Annotated in this window: 16 protein-coding genes; 14 read left to right on the top strand and 2 right to left on the bottom strand. The window is 50.1% G+C overall.

Translation table 11 applies throughout. The annotated features are described in order from the left end of the window. Nucleotides 1–116 precede the first annotated feature (116 nt). From ACNA6I_RS20680 to ACNA6I_RS20620, 13 genes are all read left to right on the top strand, one after another. Nucleotides 117–446, top strand: a complete 330-nt coding sequence (locus ACNA6I_RS20680; RefSeq protein ID WP_053429650.1) for a PadR family transcriptional regulator — start codon at nucleotides 117–119, stop codon at nucleotides 444–446. Further along, nucleotides 443–862, top strand: coding sequence for a permease prefix domain 1-containing protein (locus tag ACNA6I_RS20675; protein ID WP_048004848.1), 420 nt, complete (start codon nucleotides 443–445; stop codon nucleotides 860–862). The genes ACNA6I_RS20680 and ACNA6I_RS20675 overlap by 4 nt, the downstream gene beginning before the upstream one ends. Then, nucleotides 859–1500 carry a hypothetical protein gene (locus tag ACNA6I_RS20670; protein ID WP_416314105.1) on the top strand — a complete coding sequence of 214 codons (642 nt, stop codon included), beginning with the start codon at nucleotides 859–861 and terminating at the stop codon, nucleotides 1498–1500. Before ACNA6I_RS20675 ends, ACNA6I_RS20670 begins: the two co-directional genes overlap by 4 nt. Before the next feature lie 429 nt (nucleotides 1501–1929). Continuing rightward, nucleotides 1930–3240: an ABC transporter substrate-binding protein gene (locus ACNA6I_RS20665; protein ID WP_053072105.1), complete on the top strand. Its 1311-nt coding sequence runs from the start codon at nucleotides 1930–1932 to the stop codon at nucleotides 3238–3240. A 152-nt stretch (nucleotides 3241–3392) separates the two neighbouring features. Beyond that, a complete protein-coding gene (locus ACNA6I_RS20660; RefSeq protein WP_142245814.1) occupies nucleotides 3393–4313 on the top strand; it encodes a carbohydrate ABC transporter permease in 921 nt (306 codons plus the stop codon). 17 nt (nucleotides 4314–4330) lie between these two features. Beyond that, entirely contained in the window at nucleotides 4331–5173 is an 843-nt protein-coding gene (locus tag ACNA6I_RS20655; protein ID WP_048004850.1) for a carbohydrate ABC transporter permease, read from the top strand. A 33-nt stretch (nucleotides 5174–5206) separates the two neighbouring features. Further along, on the top strand, nucleotides 5207–6322 hold the full coding sequence (locus ACNA6I_RS20650; RefSeq protein WP_416314104.1) for a glycoside hydrolase family 88/105 protein: 1116 nt from the start codon (nucleotides 5207–5209) through the stop codon (nucleotides 6320–6322). 33 nt (nucleotides 6323–6355) lie between these two features. Then, nucleotides 6356–7648, top strand: a complete 1293-nt coding sequence (locus ACNA6I_RS20645) for a Gfo/Idh/MocA family protein (RefSeq protein ID WP_063191971.1) — start codon at nucleotides 6356–6358, stop codon at nucleotides 7646–7648. Between the two features lie 28 nt (nucleotides 7649–7676). Further along, nucleotides 7677–8312 carry a YesL family protein gene (locus tag ACNA6I_RS20640; RefSeq protein ID WP_197084359.1) on the top strand — a complete coding sequence of 212 codons (636 nt, stop codon included), beginning with the start codon at nucleotides 7677–7679 and terminating at the stop codon, nucleotides 8310–8312. A gap of 227 nt (nucleotides 8313–8539) precedes the next feature. After that, nucleotides 8540–9529, top strand: a complete 990-nt coding sequence (locus tag ACNA6I_RS20635) for a permease (RefSeq protein WP_063191970.1) — start codon at nucleotides 8540–8542, stop codon at nucleotides 9527–9529. Between the two features lie 13 nt (nucleotides 9530–9542). After that, nucleotides 9543–10433: a TIGR03943 family putative permease subunit gene (locus ACNA6I_RS20630; protein ID WP_416314103.1), complete on the top strand. Its 891-nt coding sequence runs from the start codon at nucleotides 9543–9545 to the stop codon at nucleotides 10431–10433. A gap of 79 nt (nucleotides 10434–10512) precedes the next feature. Beyond that, nucleotides 10513–11655 (top strand): SidA/IucD/PvdA family monooxygenase, encoded by a 1143-nt coding sequence (locus ACNA6I_RS20625; protein ID WP_416314102.1) that lies wholly within the window; start codon nucleotides 10513–10515, stop codon nucleotides 11653–11655. Between the two features lie 19 nt (nucleotides 11656–11674). After that, nucleotides 11675–12856 carry a GTP-binding protein gene (locus ACNA6I_RS20620; protein ID WP_416314101.1) on the top strand — a complete coding sequence of 394 codons (1182 nt, stop codon included), beginning with the start codon at nucleotides 11675–11677 and terminating at the stop codon, nucleotides 12854–12856. A 46-nt stretch (nucleotides 12857–12902) separates the two neighbouring features. On the opposite strand, the gene ACNA6I_RS20615 is transcribed toward ACNA6I_RS20620, so the two are convergent. Both ACNA6I_RS20615 and ACNA6I_RS20610 read right to left on the bottom strand, forming a co-directional pair. Then, nucleotides 12903–13568 (bottom strand): rhamnogalacturonan acetylesterase, encoded by a 666-nt coding sequence (locus ACNA6I_RS20615; protein WP_048015289.1) that lies wholly within the window; start codon nucleotides 13566–13568, stop codon nucleotides 12903–12905. 11 nt (nucleotides 13569–13579) lie between these two features. Next, a complete protein-coding gene (locus ACNA6I_RS20610) occupies nucleotides 13580–14563 on the bottom strand; it encodes a LacI family DNA-binding transcriptional regulator (RefSeq protein WP_159645649.1) in 984 nt (327 codons plus the stop codon). Nucleotides 14564–14700: 137 nt separating this feature from the next. On the opposite strand from ACNA6I_RS20610, the gene ACNA6I_RS20605 reads away from it, so the two are divergent. Next, nucleotides 14701–16188, top strand: coding sequence for a UxaA family hydrolase (locus ACNA6I_RS20605; RefSeq protein ID WP_416314100.1), 1488 nt, complete (start codon nucleotides 14701–14703; stop codon nucleotides 16186–16188). Nucleotides 16189–16200: the final 12 nt, after the last annotated feature.

The raw sequence follows: 16200 nt of genomic DNA, 5'->3' as shown, positions 1-16200 counted from the left end.
CGCCTCCTTTTTATATGAAAATTACTTTGACACATAGAGTAATAAAACGTAAAATTACTCTATGAGATATACCAATGTAAAGGAGCTTCAGAACCCTTTACTGAACGGAGTGAACGATCATTCGAAGCGACAGTATCCGGGGTCATCTGGACTCCATCATCCTGCGTCTGATCTTTGAAGAGGATCAGTATGGATATGAAATTTCAAAGCAAATCAGCGAACGGACCGACGACCGCTTCCAAATCAAGGAGGCGACCCTTTATGCGGTCTTCCAGCGCCTCGAGAAAAAAGACCTCATAGAGTCCTATTTCGGGGATGTATCCCACGGAGGAAAACGGAAATATTACCGGATCACCACATTGGGCAGGGCCTATTTAAGGGAAGCGGCGGCAGAATGGAAGCAGACGAAAGAAATCATAGATGTGTTCATGGAGGGGTTAAATTGAGAAAGATCCAGCATCATGTAGAGGACTTGTTTGACGATGTGCCCTACAGTGAGAGAACAGAAGCGTTGAAACTGGAAATCATCCAGAATCTTGAGGAAAAGGTCTATGACCTGATGGCAGAGGGCAAGGAAGAAGAAGATGCCATCAACAAAGCCATCGTTGATTTCGGCGATATCAAAGATCTGAAGCGGGAGCTCGGTGTGGGGGAGACTCTTCCAACAGCCAAAAAGGATATGACGAAGATCAATCTCGGCTTTTCCATTTGGGGAAGCGCCCTGATCATCGCACTCTTCGTGTTCATCAATTTCTACTATACCCCGAAGACCATCTGGTTCGTCTATCCGACATTTGCCATCCTGTGGTGGCCGCTCTCCATGTATTATTACAGATTGAGGAAAAAGGGTGGGCGTAAATGAAAAAGCAGCATATCGCGTTTGCCATCGGGGGAGGGGTTCTCATTGTCATCTTCCTGACGTTGACGAACATCTTTGTGCTCCGGCATCCCGACCTTACCTGGACCCTTTACCCGGCATACGCCATGATCCTCTGGCCGGTCTCTGTTTTTTTTACACGCAAAGGAAGGTACAAGGTGTTTTCGTACCTCGTCAGCTTCATCCTTGTCCTGTATCTGGTCATTGAGAACACCAGGACCACACCTCATTATCCGTGGGCCCTTTATGCCGTTTTCCCGATCATCGGCTGGTCGGTCTTTACCGTACTCGGCAGATGGGCAAGGACCTATGCAGCCTCGTGGATCGGAAGTGCCGTCGCCATCCTTTATTACGTCGGCCTCAACCTGTTCCTCGAGCCGGGCCATCCGTGGGCTGTCTACCCTGCCTTCGTCTTCCTATGGTGGCCGCTCTCCATGTACTATGCAAAAACCAAGAGGCACCTCGAATTCTCCATCATCGCCTCCATCTACATCAGTGCATTCTTCATCACCGTCAACACCATCACCACCCCCCACGAAATCTGGGCCGTCTACCCCATCTTCGCCATCACCTGGTGGCCGCTCAGCATGTACTTTTACTATTATAAGAAGAATCTTGAGTGACGGTTCAAGAGGTATAAAATAGTGCTTATCTGAGGCTCCATTGTAGAGATCCATTCTCTATCATATGGGGTCCTTTATTATATGCACGTTACGATTGATCCTTCAGAGTGGATTGGAGCGGAAGGCACTTGACTCCTGCGGGAAGGAGGAAAGCTCGAGACCCCGGAAGCGCAGCTGAGGAGGCTCGACTTCCTCCCCGCGGAAAGCAAGTGCCTGCAGCGGAAAGGAACGTACCCCTTTTCGTATCAATCCCTAAATGGTATAAAGTCACGGAAGTCAACAGCGGTATTAGAAAAACGTCCCCATAAAAAACAAAGTCTGTTTTTTATACAAAGATATCTGAAAATTTTATTTAATCAATTATCCTAATCCATTAAGATAAAACAAGACATAAGAAAACGCTTTCAATACAAAGGGAGGTTCAAAGGGATGAGATGGAAACCGAAAGTAATGAAAACCATGGCTCTTGGATTGGTGTTGACGACGTTCCTCGCAGGATGTTCGTCTTCAACAGGAAGTTCTTCAGACAGCAAGGACGGGAAGACGAAGGACGGCAAAGTAGAACTGAGGATGACTTGGTGGGGCTCTCAAAGCCGTCATGACCAGACACAGGAAATCATCAAGAAATTTGAAGAAGAAAACCCGGATATCAAGATCACATCTGAATTCACGGGCTTTGACGGATACTTCGAGAAAATGGCCGCTCAGGCAGCCGGGAACAATCTGCCTGATATCATGCAGCAGAACTTCGGGGAGTATCTCAATCAGTACGCCGATAAGAACCTTCTCGCAGACCTCTCTGAATATGTGGAAGACGGCACCATCAACGTCGATGGCGTAAGTGACATCATCATGGATTCCGGGAAGCAGGGAGATAAGATCCTTGGAATTCCGACGGGCACCAACGCCCTCACCGCTTTCTACAATGTCGACATGTTGAAGGAAGTCGGAGTGGAAAACCTGGACGGCAACTGGTCATGGGATGAATATGTGGATATTGCCACAAAAGTCCACGAAAAAACCGGTGAATTCGGAACCCGTCTCATGGAACCTAAGAATCTATTTGAATATTATTTGAGGGAAAAAGGCCAAAAGCTCTTCAATGAGGATGGAACGGCCCTTGGCTATAAGGATGATAAGCTGCTGAGCGATTACTTTGAACTGAACAAGAAGATGGTAGACGCAGGAGTGGCACCTGGTTACGACACGATCCAACAGATCAAAGGGGTGGAAGATGAGCTCATCGTCCACGGCAAAGCACCATTTGATTTCCGCTGGTCCAATCAGGCCACGGCCCTTGACAGTGCAAGCGAGCAGGAGCTTGCCATGACCCTTCTGCCGGGTGACAACAACAGGGAAGGGATGTTCCTGAAACCTGCCATGCTCTGGTCGGTCAGTGAAAACTCCAAGCATAAGGAAGAGGCAGCGCGCTTCATCGACTTCTTCACGAATAATATCGAAGTGTATGAAATCGGTGGTTCCGACCGTGGAGTGCCGATCAAAGAAGAGATCCGTAATGAAATGGCCAGTACGCTGAGCGATACGGATAAGAAAGTGTTCGATTATATCGAAATGGTGACCGATAACAGTTCGCCGATCGATTCCAACTATCCTCAACAGGCGTCAGAAGTACTCGGTGCCCTGCAGGAAGTGGATGAGCTCGTCATGTACGGTCAGCTGTCACCAAAAGACGGAGCGAAAGAATTCCGCAAGAAAGCTGAAAGCATTCTGGGCAGGTAAGCTTATCCCCATAGCGTTTGTAACGGCCCGGCGAACCTGACCGGGCCGCCATTATTCCATCATATCGAAGAAAGGGGTGGACCTTCGTGCTGCCGAATAAATCAGATGATCCGATTCCGGTACTGAGAGAGACTGCCATTGATCCGAAGCCTATCACCGAATTGAAGCCCACCGGTCCGAAACGGAAGAAAAAATCCGACTATCAGAATGTGACAGGTTACTTGTTCATTTCTCCGTTCCTTCTTGGGTTCTTCCTATTGACCTTATACCCTATCCTCTATTCACTGTATCTATCATTTACAGACTATGATCTGATGAGTGAGCCGAACTGGATCGGCCTTGACAATTACGTACGGATGTTCACAGGGGATGAAACGTTCTGGCAATCGTTCAAAGTCACCCTCATGTACGCCGGCGTCGCCGTTCCGTTCCGCCTCATCTTCGCCCTCCTTGTGGCATTGGCCCTCAATAAGGTGGTCGAAATGGCCGGATTGTACCGGACCCTGCTCTATCTTCCATCCGTCGTCGGCGGAAGCATCGCGGTTTCCATCATGTGGAGGCAGCTATTCGGGAACGACGGGGCATTCAACTCCATCCTTGCCCTTCTCGGAATCCCGACCCATTCATGGCTGGGTGACCCGAAGACGGCGATCTGGACGCTGATCGTCCTGTATGGTTGGCAGTTCGGATCCTCCATGCTGATCTTCCTTGCAGGGCTGCGGAATATCCCGAAAACGTATTATGAAGCGTCAAGCGTGGACGGGGCTTCACCGATTAAGCAATTCTTCATCATCACCCTGCCGCTTCTGACACCGGTCATCCTGTTCAATATGATCATGCAGATCATCCAGGGCTTCATGGCCTTCACGCCGAGCTTTGTCGTCACCAACGGCGGTCCGGTGAACAGCACGCTCCTGTACGTCCTGTATATGTATAGAAGGGCATTCGAATACTTCGATATGGGCTATGCATCCGCCATGGCGTGGTTCATGCTCATCATCATCGCCGTCCTGACGGGTCTGATCTTCAAAACATCCAAGCACTGGGTTCACTATGAATCCGATAGCAAATAGGGAAGGAGGAAGCGCATATGCAGAATAAGAAACGCACGTTCAAAATCGTCCAGCACACGCTGTTGATTGTGTTCACCCTCATCATGATCTATCCCCTCGTCTGGATGGTCAGCAGCTCGTTGAAAGAGAGCTCCAGCGTTTTCGTCAACGCCTATTCATTGATACCTGATGAACTGCATTTCGAGAACTATATCACAGGTTGGGAAGGATTCGCCGGTATCACCTTCAAGACCTTCTTCATCAACTCGGCCATCATTGCCGTCGTCGCCACGGTGGGGAGCATCATATCTTCCACGATCATTGCCTATGGATTTGCACGGATCAAGTTCAGGGGGAAGAGCATCTGGTTCATCTGTATGATGCTTACCATGATGCTGCCGTTCGAGATGGTCATGATCCCGCAGTATATCATGTTCAATAAATTCGGCTGGATCGATACGTATCTGCCGCTCATCCTCCCGACCTTCTTCGGGATCCCGTTCTTCATCTTCCTGATCATGCAGTTCATCCGGACCATTCCGGTGGAGCTTGATGAAGCAGCGAAGATCGACGGATGCAGCACGTTCGGGATCTTCTTCAGGGTCATCGTGCCACTTGTTGTACCGGCGATGATGACTTCGGCCATCTTCTCCTTCTATTGGAGATGGGATGATTTCATGGGTCCGCTCATTTACTTGTCCACCCCCGAGAAGTATCCGGTATCCCTTGCCTTGAAGCTATTCTCTGACCCGAACTCCGTCACGAACTGGGGAGCAATGTTCGCCATGTCGACGCTCAGTATCATTCCGATCTTCGTCATTTTCTTCTTCTTCCAACGCTACATCGTGGATGGAATCAGTACGAGCGGATTGAAAGGATAATGTGAAAAAACTTAAAACGGGAGTGAACGTGGAATGGAAACAGCACTCAATCGAAAGAATGAATTGACGTCACCACTTGCATGGGGGAAAGCAGCCTGCGAATCCCTCATGTCAGCCTACAAGGCAAGTGAACTTCCGCCTGACGGAAGATGGCATTATCATCAGGGCGTGTTCCTGGTAAGCATGCTCCAGCTCCGGGAAAAGATCGGGGGAGATGCGTTCGTTGATTATGTAAAGGAATATGTCGATCACAATATCGATGAGAACGGGAACTTCCTCTGGAGCCGCAGGGAACTGGACGCCATCCAAGCTGGCCTCCTTCTCTTCACCCTTGACCGGGAAACGGATGACCCGAGGTATAAGATCGCAGCTACGAAACTATTGAATATGTTCCCGACACTCAACCGCACGTCTGACGGGGGCTACTGGCATAAAGACCGCTACCCGTACCAAATGTGGCTGGACGGACTCTATATGGGCGGTGTGTTCGCTATGAACTATGGGAAGGAGTACGATGATCCATCCCTCCTCGAAATGGTCCTTGAACAGGAGCGTCTCATGAGGAAGCACACGCTTGATGAGAAGACCGGTCTTTACCATCATGCATGGGATGAACAAAAGGTGCAGCCTTGGGCGGATCCCGAAACGGGCCGATCGCCTGAATTCTGGGGAAGGGCCATCGGTTGGTACGGAATCACCTTTAATGAAATCCTCGATTTCCTCCCGGAAGGCCATCAGGCGACAGAAGAAATCTCAGGTGCCCTCAGGGATCTTTCCAAAAGTCTGATTTCCTATCAGCATCCTGAAAAGCATCTGTGGTATCAGGTGGTCGACAAAGCCGATGATCCGAAAAACTGGATCGAAACGTCCTGCTCGGCTCTTTTTATCTACACGATTGCAAGAGCCGTGAAATCAGGCGTCCTTGATGAAAGCTACAAAGAGTTTGCCATTAAAGGATACCGCGCCCTTGTGAAGCGGATGGAATTTGACGAGAACGGTCTCTTCATCATGCCGGAAATCTGCATTGGCACCGGGGTGGGGGACTACACACACTACGTGGAACGGCCGGTCATTGAAAATGATCTTCATGGCGTCGGATCTTTCGTGCTTTGCAGTCTTGAAATGCAGGATATCCTTCCAGAGCTATAGAATGGAATAATGAACAAAGGGGAGGAATGCATAATGAAGAAATATGCCGTTTGCGGCGTTAGTAACCGGGCAATCACCATGTTCATCCAGCCGATGCTGAACAACTTCACCCAGCAGGCAAGACTTGTAGCCTTGCTGGATAAAGATCCGAAGCGGTTTGCCGTATGTAAACAGGACCATCCGTCCACCCAGGGAGTACCTGAGTATAAGGAAGATGAGTTCGAACGGATGGTGGAAGAAACGAGACCTGACGTCATCATTGTCGCAGGCCGCGATGATACTCATATCACGTATATTGAGAAAGCGCTTAATCATGATCTTGATGTAATTTCAGAAAAGCCGATGACCACAAACGCCGCCGACAGCCGCAGGGTAATGGAGGCGGAGAAAAAGAGCAAGGGAAAGGTCACAGTCACCTTTAATTACCGGTACAGCCCGTATCACACCAAGATCAAGGAGACTATCCTGTCCGGGAAGCTCGGGCGGATCACGTCCGTCGACTTGAATTGGTATATCGATACGTATCACGGATCGAGTTATTTCCAACGCTGGAACCGTAACCGGGATCATTCCGGGGGACTGTCCATCCATAAGTCAAGTCACCACTTCGACCTCATCAACTGGTGGCTCGACCAGAAACCGGTGGAAGTCTTTGCATACGGAGATCTGAACTACTACGGGAATGAGAGTGAATACAATCCTGACCAGGTCGACGGGCGTCACTGCCATACCTGCGAGGTGAAGCGGGATTGCTCCTACTATTCCAGATGGAACTCCAGGAGCAACAGCATCACGGTAGAAGACGACCACATCACTTCTGACGAGAAGCGAAAGGAAACGTATACCGGATACCGTCCCGATCAATGTATCTTCGATTCGGAGATTGCCATTGAAGATACGTATACCGCCACCGTCAAGTATGACAGGGGAAGCCTTTTAAGCTATTCCATCAATTTCTCCCTGCCATACGAAGGATATCGACTGGCCATCAACGGAACAAAGGGCCGTCTGGAAACGACGGAATTCCATGCCCCGTCCAGGGTGCCCTTCCCCGTTCCGGAACAGACCATCGACTATTTCCCGCTCTTCGGATCGAAGGAAGTGATCCATGTCGTGAAGAATCAGGGCGGCCACGGCGGAGGAGATCCCCTGATCCAGGAAGATCTTTTCCTCGGGGAAGATCCGCTCCGCCCGTATAAGATCCTATCTGGAAGTGAGGACGGTGCCTATGCGGTCATGACGGGTGAGGCAGTATGGAGATCCGTCAAGGAGCACCGTCCCGTCACGATTGAAGAACTGATGAAGAAAGAACCGATGCACCAATAATGGAACGGAAAAGAGGGATACCATGGAAATGGGACGATTGATCAATGGGGTGTTGAACTTCTGCCGATGGATCACGCACTTTGCCATCTTGAACCTGCTCTGGATCGGCTGTACCCTCCTTGGAGGAGTGGTTTTCGGGATAGGTCCGAGTACAGTGGCAATGTATGCCGTCACCCGTAAAGCGGTCATGGGGGTGGAAGACCTTCCGCTCATCAGGAGCTTTTGGGGTACCTACAGGAAAGAATTCTTCCGTGCCAACGGACTGTTCTTTTCATTGGCGGGCTTCGCACTGCTCTGGTACGTCGACCTTCACTTCTTCCGTCAGATGGAAGGGACGATCTATACCATCATCCAGTACCTGCTCATGCTCATGGGCTTCGTCCTGATCATCCTGCTCACGTATATTCTACCGGTCTATGTCCATTACGACCTGAAGTTCTTCCAGACCTTCAAGCAGGCGCTGTTCATCGGTTTCCTACAGCCGGGGAATCTCGTACTCATGATCATTGCGACACTGTCGACCTATTACTTTTTCATCTCATTTCCCGGTTTCATCCCGCTTTTCGGGTTCACATTATTCGTTCATTTGAATATGTGGCTTGCGTATAAAGGCTTCAGTGCAATAGACGATATTAAGTTTAAAAACGAGATTATCCACAGTTGATAGAAAAAAGGATGCTAGCTTGCTAGCATCCTTTTTAAATGCCAAAAGTAATTTGATAGTCTATCATTTCGAGAAAAAATGAAAGATTTTATAGGCTGCTGCATAGAAATGAAATAGGAAGATCAAGAAAAATGAGAACAGGAAAAATGAAACATAGTTTTTTTATGGCTACATAGATTATAATATAAAACGTAATTATTACGATTTGTAAAAAGGGGGGAGAAAAGGTGGGTACACTCAAAACAATCGGACAAGATCTGACTGGACTTTTGTTGTTTGTCGGTCTCGTTATCCTATTCCTTGCCGGTGAGTTCATAGAAATTCCGTCAAGTCTCCTGTCTTCCGGGTTGGCGAATGTCACGACGATCTTCCTTAGCATCCTATTGGAAGCCATCCCGTTCATTCTGATCGGTGTATTTGCTTCAGCTCTGATCCAGGTATTCGTATCGGAGAAGACATTGCAAAGGCTGATACCGAAGCGATTCCCGTACCTGGCCATCTTCCCGGCCGCCATAGTCGGGGCCATCCTTCCGGTTTGTGAGTGTGCCATTGTGCCGGTGGCGAGAAGGCTGATGCGAAAAGGTGTCCCGCCCCATCTGGCCCTTGTCATCATGGTGACGGCCCCGATTTTGAATCCGATTGTGTTTGCTTCGACCTATTATGCATTCCAGCCGGACTGGACGATCGTGTGGGGGAGGATGGTGATCGGTTTCGTGGCTGCCGTAGTGATCGGCGGGGCTTGGTACCGGTTATTCAACAATAGGGATCCTCTGCTGAAAGGAACCGGGCCTCACCAACATCATCATGAGCAAGGAAGCAAACTCATGCTGACGTTGACCCATGCGAGTGATGAATTCTTCGATATGGGAAAATTCCTGATCATCGGTGCCCTTGTGGCAGCCATTTTTCAAACGTTCTTAGATCGTGAGCTGCTGGTGGGGATCGGGTCACACGCCCTGATCGGTCCTGCCGTGATGATGATCTTCGCTTATGTAATTTCTCTTTGTTCGGAAGCAGACGCGTTTGTCGCATCCTCTTTCGGCAGCTTGTTCACCGCTTCATCGCTTTTGGCTTTCCTTGTTTATGGGCCGATGATCGACTTTAAGAACACGTTACTGATGCTGTCGTATTTCAAGAAGAGATATGTCGTGGCGTTCATTCTCATTGTCACCGTCGTGGTCTATGCATGTGCCATGCTGATTGGAATCTTGACGTGAAGGAGGGGGAACCATGAAATCGACCCAACAGTTCCATACATACATCCGTGGGGTGATATTGATCGGCTATGCCTTGCTCCTATTGAAGCTGCTTCTGACATTCAACCTTCAAAACTTCGTCGCACCGAAGATGCATGGGTATTTATATTTTGCGTTAGGCGTCTTCTTCCTTCTGGGTGCGGTTCAAATCATCCGGGGAACCTCAGGATTCCATGCCAAGGGTCAATGCGGCTGTGAAGCCCATGAGGTGCCAAGGGGGTTGGTGCGCCCCTTCGTGGTGTACTCACTGTTTGTTCTCCCGTTGGTCACAGGTTTCCTGCTTCCCGATCAACTTCTGGATGGGTCCGTGGCTGCCAAGCGAGGAGTGAAGGTCGGGAATGGGTTATTCACGTTGACTCCTCATGAAGGAGAAAGATCGAGTGGAAAAGCGGTCGAAGCGGTCCACGGAGGAGAAGCGAGTTTGGATCCCGTCGGGACGTTTCCCCTGGAGAAAGATTATGAGAAATTGAAAGACGTGATCAAACAGAAGGAAAAAATCATCGTAAGGGATGAACAATACATCCAGACGCTCAGCGTCGTGGATGAACAGCTCGACTCCTCGATAGGGAAAGAGATCCAGCTTACGGGCTTCATTTACAAGGACGAAGGATTTTCAAAGAATGAAGTGGTCATATCACGTTTCACGGTGACGTGCTGTGTCGCGGATGCTTCAGTTTACGGGATCCTTTCAAGAAGTGAGGATCTCGCAACCCTCGAACCCGACACATGGGTGCAAGTGAGCGGGATCTTGGATAAGGCAGAATTCAATGGGATGGCGATGCCTGTCATCAAGCATCCCGTCTTTAAAAAGGTGGAACCGCCTGAAAACCCGTATGTGGAAGAATTTTATATCAAAGTCGAATGATGGTATCCCGACCTTGATGGGAGGTCGGGGTATCAAATGACTTATAAATCGTAATCATTACGAAAAAGGAGTGGGTAAGGTGGAATGGATCATTGCAGGGGGCGGCATCCACGGGTGCACCATCGCAACCTATCTGATTAAGGGCAAAGGAATTCCTGCGAGTCAAATCTGTATCATAGATCCTCATAAGGGGCCCATCGAAAAGTGGAAGGACATCACATCAAGGATTTCCATGCCGTTTTTAAGATCTCCATCCGTCCATCATTGTGATATTCATCCGTTCAGCCTCCATTACTTCAATGATGGGGGATCCGACGTCTTTTACGGGAAATACAAAAGGCCGGGTCTTGATTTCTTCAATCGTCACAGTGAAGCCATTTTCTCCAGCATCGGCTTGCAAGAGAGATGGCAGCAAGGGAGGGTACAAGGGGTCACAAAGTCGGGGAACCACTGGGTGGTGGAAACCGATTCGGGATCAGTGGAAGGCAAGAATCTGGTGATTGCCACCGGGATGAATGAAAGGCTCAGTGTGCCCGAGTGGGCCGAGGAGTTGCGATCGAGTCGACCGACCCAAGTAGGGCATATCTTTCAAGAGAAGCTCCCGGTGGTCACTCCTGACATCGCCGTTGTGGGAGGCGGAATCACAGCAGCCCATCTAGTGATCAAGCTTGCTCGGGAACATCCTGGGAGAGTGGTTCAAATCAGCAGGCATCCCTATCGGGTCCATGATTTCGACAGTGATCCGGGCTGGCTCGGTCCGAAGTGTTTGAGAGGATTCCACTCACTCCCTTCGTACAAAAAAAGGAGGCAAGCCATTCACGATGCACGCCATCGCGGGTCAGTGACAAGCGAGCTCAGGCACAGGTTAAGGAGGCTGGAGGACCGTGGTGAGTACCGATTCATCGAGGATGAAGTGAAAGGAAGCGGGGTGGATGGATCGACCCTTTCCCTTTCCTTGAAGCACTCCCGGTGGGAAGGGAAAACACTGTTGCTGGCAACGGGATTTTGCCCAAAGATAATGGAAACGGAGTGGGTCCGTGAACTGGTCAGGAAGGAAGGGCTGGTATGTGCACAATGCGGATTCCCTATCGTCAACGAGCACTTGGAATGGTGCGATCACCTTTATGTATCCGGACCACTGGCCGAACTGGAGATCGGTCCCGTCGCCAGGAATATTGCAGGAGCGAGGAAAGCAGCGGAACGAATCATCGGAAGTATGTAAATGAAAAGGAGAGAGACCATTGAGAATACCAGTAACTGTATTGAGCGGCTATTTAGGATCAGGAAAAACGACGTTATTGAACCATATTCTCCACAACAGGGAGGGTAGGAAGATCGCCGTCATCGTCAATGATATGAGCGAGGTGAATATTGATGCGTCCCTTGTGAAGAAAGAGGGCTTCACCCGGACCGATGAAAAACTTGTGGAGCTTCAGAATGGATGCATCTGTTGCACGTTGCGCGAAGACCTGCTTATCGAAGTCGATCGCCTTGTGGAACAAGGGGACATTGACTATATCGTCATTGAGTCTTCGGGTATCTCCGAGCCGGTGCCTGTCGCCCAGACCTTCACGTATGCCGATGAAGCGACCGGTGTCGATCTGATCGAGAAAACAAGGCTGGATACGATGGTGACGGTGGTTGATGCCAACCGTTTCTGGCACGACTTTGCCAGTGGGGAGACGCTGCTCGATCGAAGTCAGGCAGCAGACGAGACCGATGAAAGGGAAATCGTCGACCTGCTGATCGACCAAATCGAGTTTGCCAACGTCATCCTCTTGAACAAAACCGATCTGGTTGCGGAGGAGTCTGTCAATGAGCTAAGGGCGGTCCTGAGGAAGCTCAATGCAGATGCCAGAATCATCGAATCCAGCCATGCAAGGGTCGACCTTGAAGAGGTATTGAACACACATTCATTCCAATTCGAGTCCGCCAGCCAAAGTGCAGGATGGATCAAGGAGCTACAGGAAGAGCATGTCCCTGAAACGGATGAATACAACATCTCGACCTTTGTCTATAGGCGGGTGAGGCCGTTCCACCCTGGTCGCTTCATGGAATGGCTTGAAGGGTGGCCGGAAGAGGTTGTAAGGGCAAAGGGCTTCTTCTGGCTTGCAAGTCGCAACGATACTGCCGGCCTTCTTTCACAAGCGGGTCCATCCATCATGATCCAAGGGGCTGGCCCATGGATAGCGACCTATCCAGAAGGCGAAATCCGCGAGCTTCTTGAAGAGGAAACCGAGCTCAAGGAAAAGTGGGATCCAGAATACGGGGATCGTATGACCGAGCTCGTCATGATCGGTATGGATATGGACCGTCACCAAATCGAGGGCTCCTTGGATCGTTGCCTTCTCACAGATGATGAGATGGGAATGGACTGGATGCAGTTCAACGATCCAATTCCTTCCTTCGTTATTCAATACTGAATGAAGAAAAGCCTGATCCCATTAAAAGGATCAGGCTTCTGTTGATTTATTTTATTGTTGGAGTCAGTTCTGGCACGACCCCTTCAAGTTCTTTCTTTACAATAGCGGCGATTTCCCGCGCTCCGTCTTCATTAAAATGCGTGTTATCCATGGCGCCGTCTGGAAAATTGGGATGCGGGTCTATCCACATATAGAGCGCTTTGGACCGGATCGGACCCAACGTATCCAGGAGCTTCAAGCTCTTCTTGTGAAGATCGATGACAGGGACGGATTGTTCCCGTGCAAGCTCCTTCATCGCTGCAGGGTAATCCCCGTGGGTGTCCAGCACAGTGCCGTCGCTTCCGAATTTCCTTCTCGCCACGGGCGTAATGAGGACCGGATGCGCTTTCTTTTCTTTTGCGGTTTCGATATAGCGGAGCAGATACTCCTTATAGGTGGTGAAAGGATCCGTGAATCGTCCATCCTGCTTGCTGTCATTGTGACCGAACTGGATGAAGAGATAATCCCCTTCAGCGATTTCATTTTCGATCACATCCAGTCTTCCTTCGTCGATGAAGCTTTTGGAGCTGCGTCCGTTAGCGGCATGATTCCGGACCGAGATGCTCGAATCCAGAAAGGCCGGGAATGTTTGCCCCCAACCGGCTTGTGGAGCAGAAGTTTCAGGGTAATCCGCTACAGTTGAATCACCTGCAAGAAAAATGGAAAATGACATGGTTTCTCCTCCTAATGGTTGGATAGTGGACGGCAAGAATCCGTCACTTTGAGCTCAGGTTCCAGGAATAGGACCTTTTCTATATCATCTTCATTGATGACATCCATCAGGACATCTGTCAAGCGTAACGTGATGTGATCCAGTGGGACCCCGACCGTCGAGAGGGGGATGGGGGTATCGTTTTCATCTGGCAGGTTGTCGTAGCTGATGATGGAAAGGTCATCCGGGACCTTGATTCCGCACTCTGCTGCAGCCCTCAGGATCCCCTTGGAAAGATCATGACTCCCGCTGATGATTGCCGTGGGACGTTCAACGCTTTGGAGGACCTCCTTGGCCGCGACGTACCCATCATACGGTTCAAGCTTCGGAACGTCCACGATCTGGTGTGCGAAACCGGGGAGTCCCAGTCCTTCCGCTGCCAGTTTGAAGCCCTTCGCTTTTTCATCCTGAATCGGTTTATCCAGGACCCCGATATAGCTGATGAACCGGTGACCAATGGAGGAAAGATAATTGGTCGCCATATAGACGGCCTTTTTCCGCTGGACGTCTACCGTCGGCGATGCGCTTCCTTTATCGGCAATCCCGTATGAGACGACGGGAACCGCCGATGGTGTATCAGCTTGGAGCTCCGGATTGTCATCAAAACAAAGGATGGCATCCACCTGATAGCGGTTGAAAAGATTGATGGCGAATTCTTTATCGTTGATGGAGATCAGGGTCGTATACGAGAGCTGCTCCAGCTGTGTATTCAAGCGGGTGATGAGGGAAGAGTGGGCGGTCCCTTCGATGGTCGGCCAGATGATCCCGATTGTATGAGACTTCTTCGAGACCAGGCTCCTCGCCGCTGCGTTCGGTTGATATCCGAGCTCCATGGCGATTTCGGTGATCCGCTTTTTCGTCGGTTCCTTGACAAGTGGGCTGTCCCGCAATGCTTTTGATACGGTGGAAAAGCTCACCCCCGCCGCTTTTGCTATATCTTTGATTGTGACTCCCATGGTAACCTCCAGCACTATGATGTTTTCATTATATCTCTCTGTCGGTTGTCGATACAACTCTTCATTGACAGAAAAAAGGAATGATACTATGATAATAACAACGTTGTTATTTTGTCAACAAGAGGGGGAGAATGGGATTGAACAGTTCAACGATCGTCATTCATGAACGGGACAATGTCCTGATTGCACTGAGGGATTTTGAAGCAGGGGAACGCGTGGTGGATGGCGACAGGGAAGTCGTCCTGAGGGAAGCCGTACCGGCCGGACATAAAATTGCAAGGGAACCGATCCAGAAAAATGAAAACGTTATTAAGTTCGGTATGCCGATCGGGAGGGCGTCAGAGCCGATCGACCGCGGAGATTGGATTCACACCCACAATGTGGTGACCAACCTCAAAGGGACGCTGCAGTATGACTACAAGCCCACAGATGACAAAATCGTACCGAAGCCGTCGACCAAAACCTTTCAAGGATATATCAGGGAAAACGGGGAAGTCGGGATCCGCAATGAAATCTGGATCATCAACACGGTGGGCTGCATCAATAAGACTGCGGAAATGGTGGCAAAGATGGCCGGTGATCAATTCGAAGGCATCGACGGGGTGCACAGCTTCTCTCATCTCTTCGGGTGTTCCCAGCTTGGGGATGATCTTCACAATACCCAGAAGATCCTGAGCGGACTCGTCCACCATCCCAATGCTGCGGGCATTCTCGTCATGGGTCTCGGCTGCGAAAATAACTATATTGAAGAATTCAAGAAGGTGATCGGCGATTATGACCCACGGAGGGTGAAGTTCATCGAAGTCCAGAGTGCCGATGATGAAATCTCCGAATCTCTCGAACTCATCGAAGAGCTCGCCGACTATGCCAAGACATTCAAACGTCAGGAAGTACCCCTTTCAAAGTTGAAGGTAGGATTGAAATGCGGTGGATCGGACGGATTCTCAGGGATTACGGGGAACCCGCTTGTCGGGGCATTTTCCGACAGACTCATCTCGGAAGGCGGCACAACGATCCTGACGGAAGTACCCGAGATGTTCGGCGCGGAAGAGATCCTCATGAGCAGGGCCAAAGATGAAGCCGTGTTCGGGAAGATCGTCGACCTCGTCAATGACTTCAAGGAATACTTCCTGAAGCACGGGCAGAACGTCTATGAGAATCCATCTCCAGGGAATAAAAAAGGCGGGATCACGACCCTTGAAGAAAAGTCCCTCGGAAACATCCAGAAAGGCGGCTTCGGGGAGATTGCTGATGTCCTTGACTATGGTGACCGCACGAAAGGTGAAGGCCTTCATCTCGTCCAAGGTCCGGGAAATGACCTCGTCTCCGTCACCGCCCTTACGGCTGCAGGCGCCCATATCGTCCTGTTCACCACGGGCCGGGGAACCCCGTTCGGAGGTCCTGTACCGACGGTGAAGATCTCCACGAACTCAGCACTTGCCCAGAAGAAAACGAATTGGATCGACTTCAATGCAGGACAGCTAATCGAAGGCAGGGGAAAGGAAGAGCTCGCCGACGAGTTCTTTGAATACATCACGGGCCTCGCATCGGGGGAAGCGCGCACCCATAATGAACGACTCGGATTCAAGGAGATTTCCATTTTCAAAGACGGCGTCACGCTGTGAGAGGGAGGATTT

The organism is Rossellomorea sp. FS2, from assembly GCF_047915635.1.
Taxonomy (GTDB): domain Bacteria; phylum Bacillota; class Bacilli; order Bacillales; family Bacillaceae_B; genus Rossellomorea; species Rossellomorea marisflavi_A.
The sequence above is the reverse complement of the archived record's forward strand: the minus strand, read 5'-3'. Positions and strand labels throughout refer to the sequence as shown.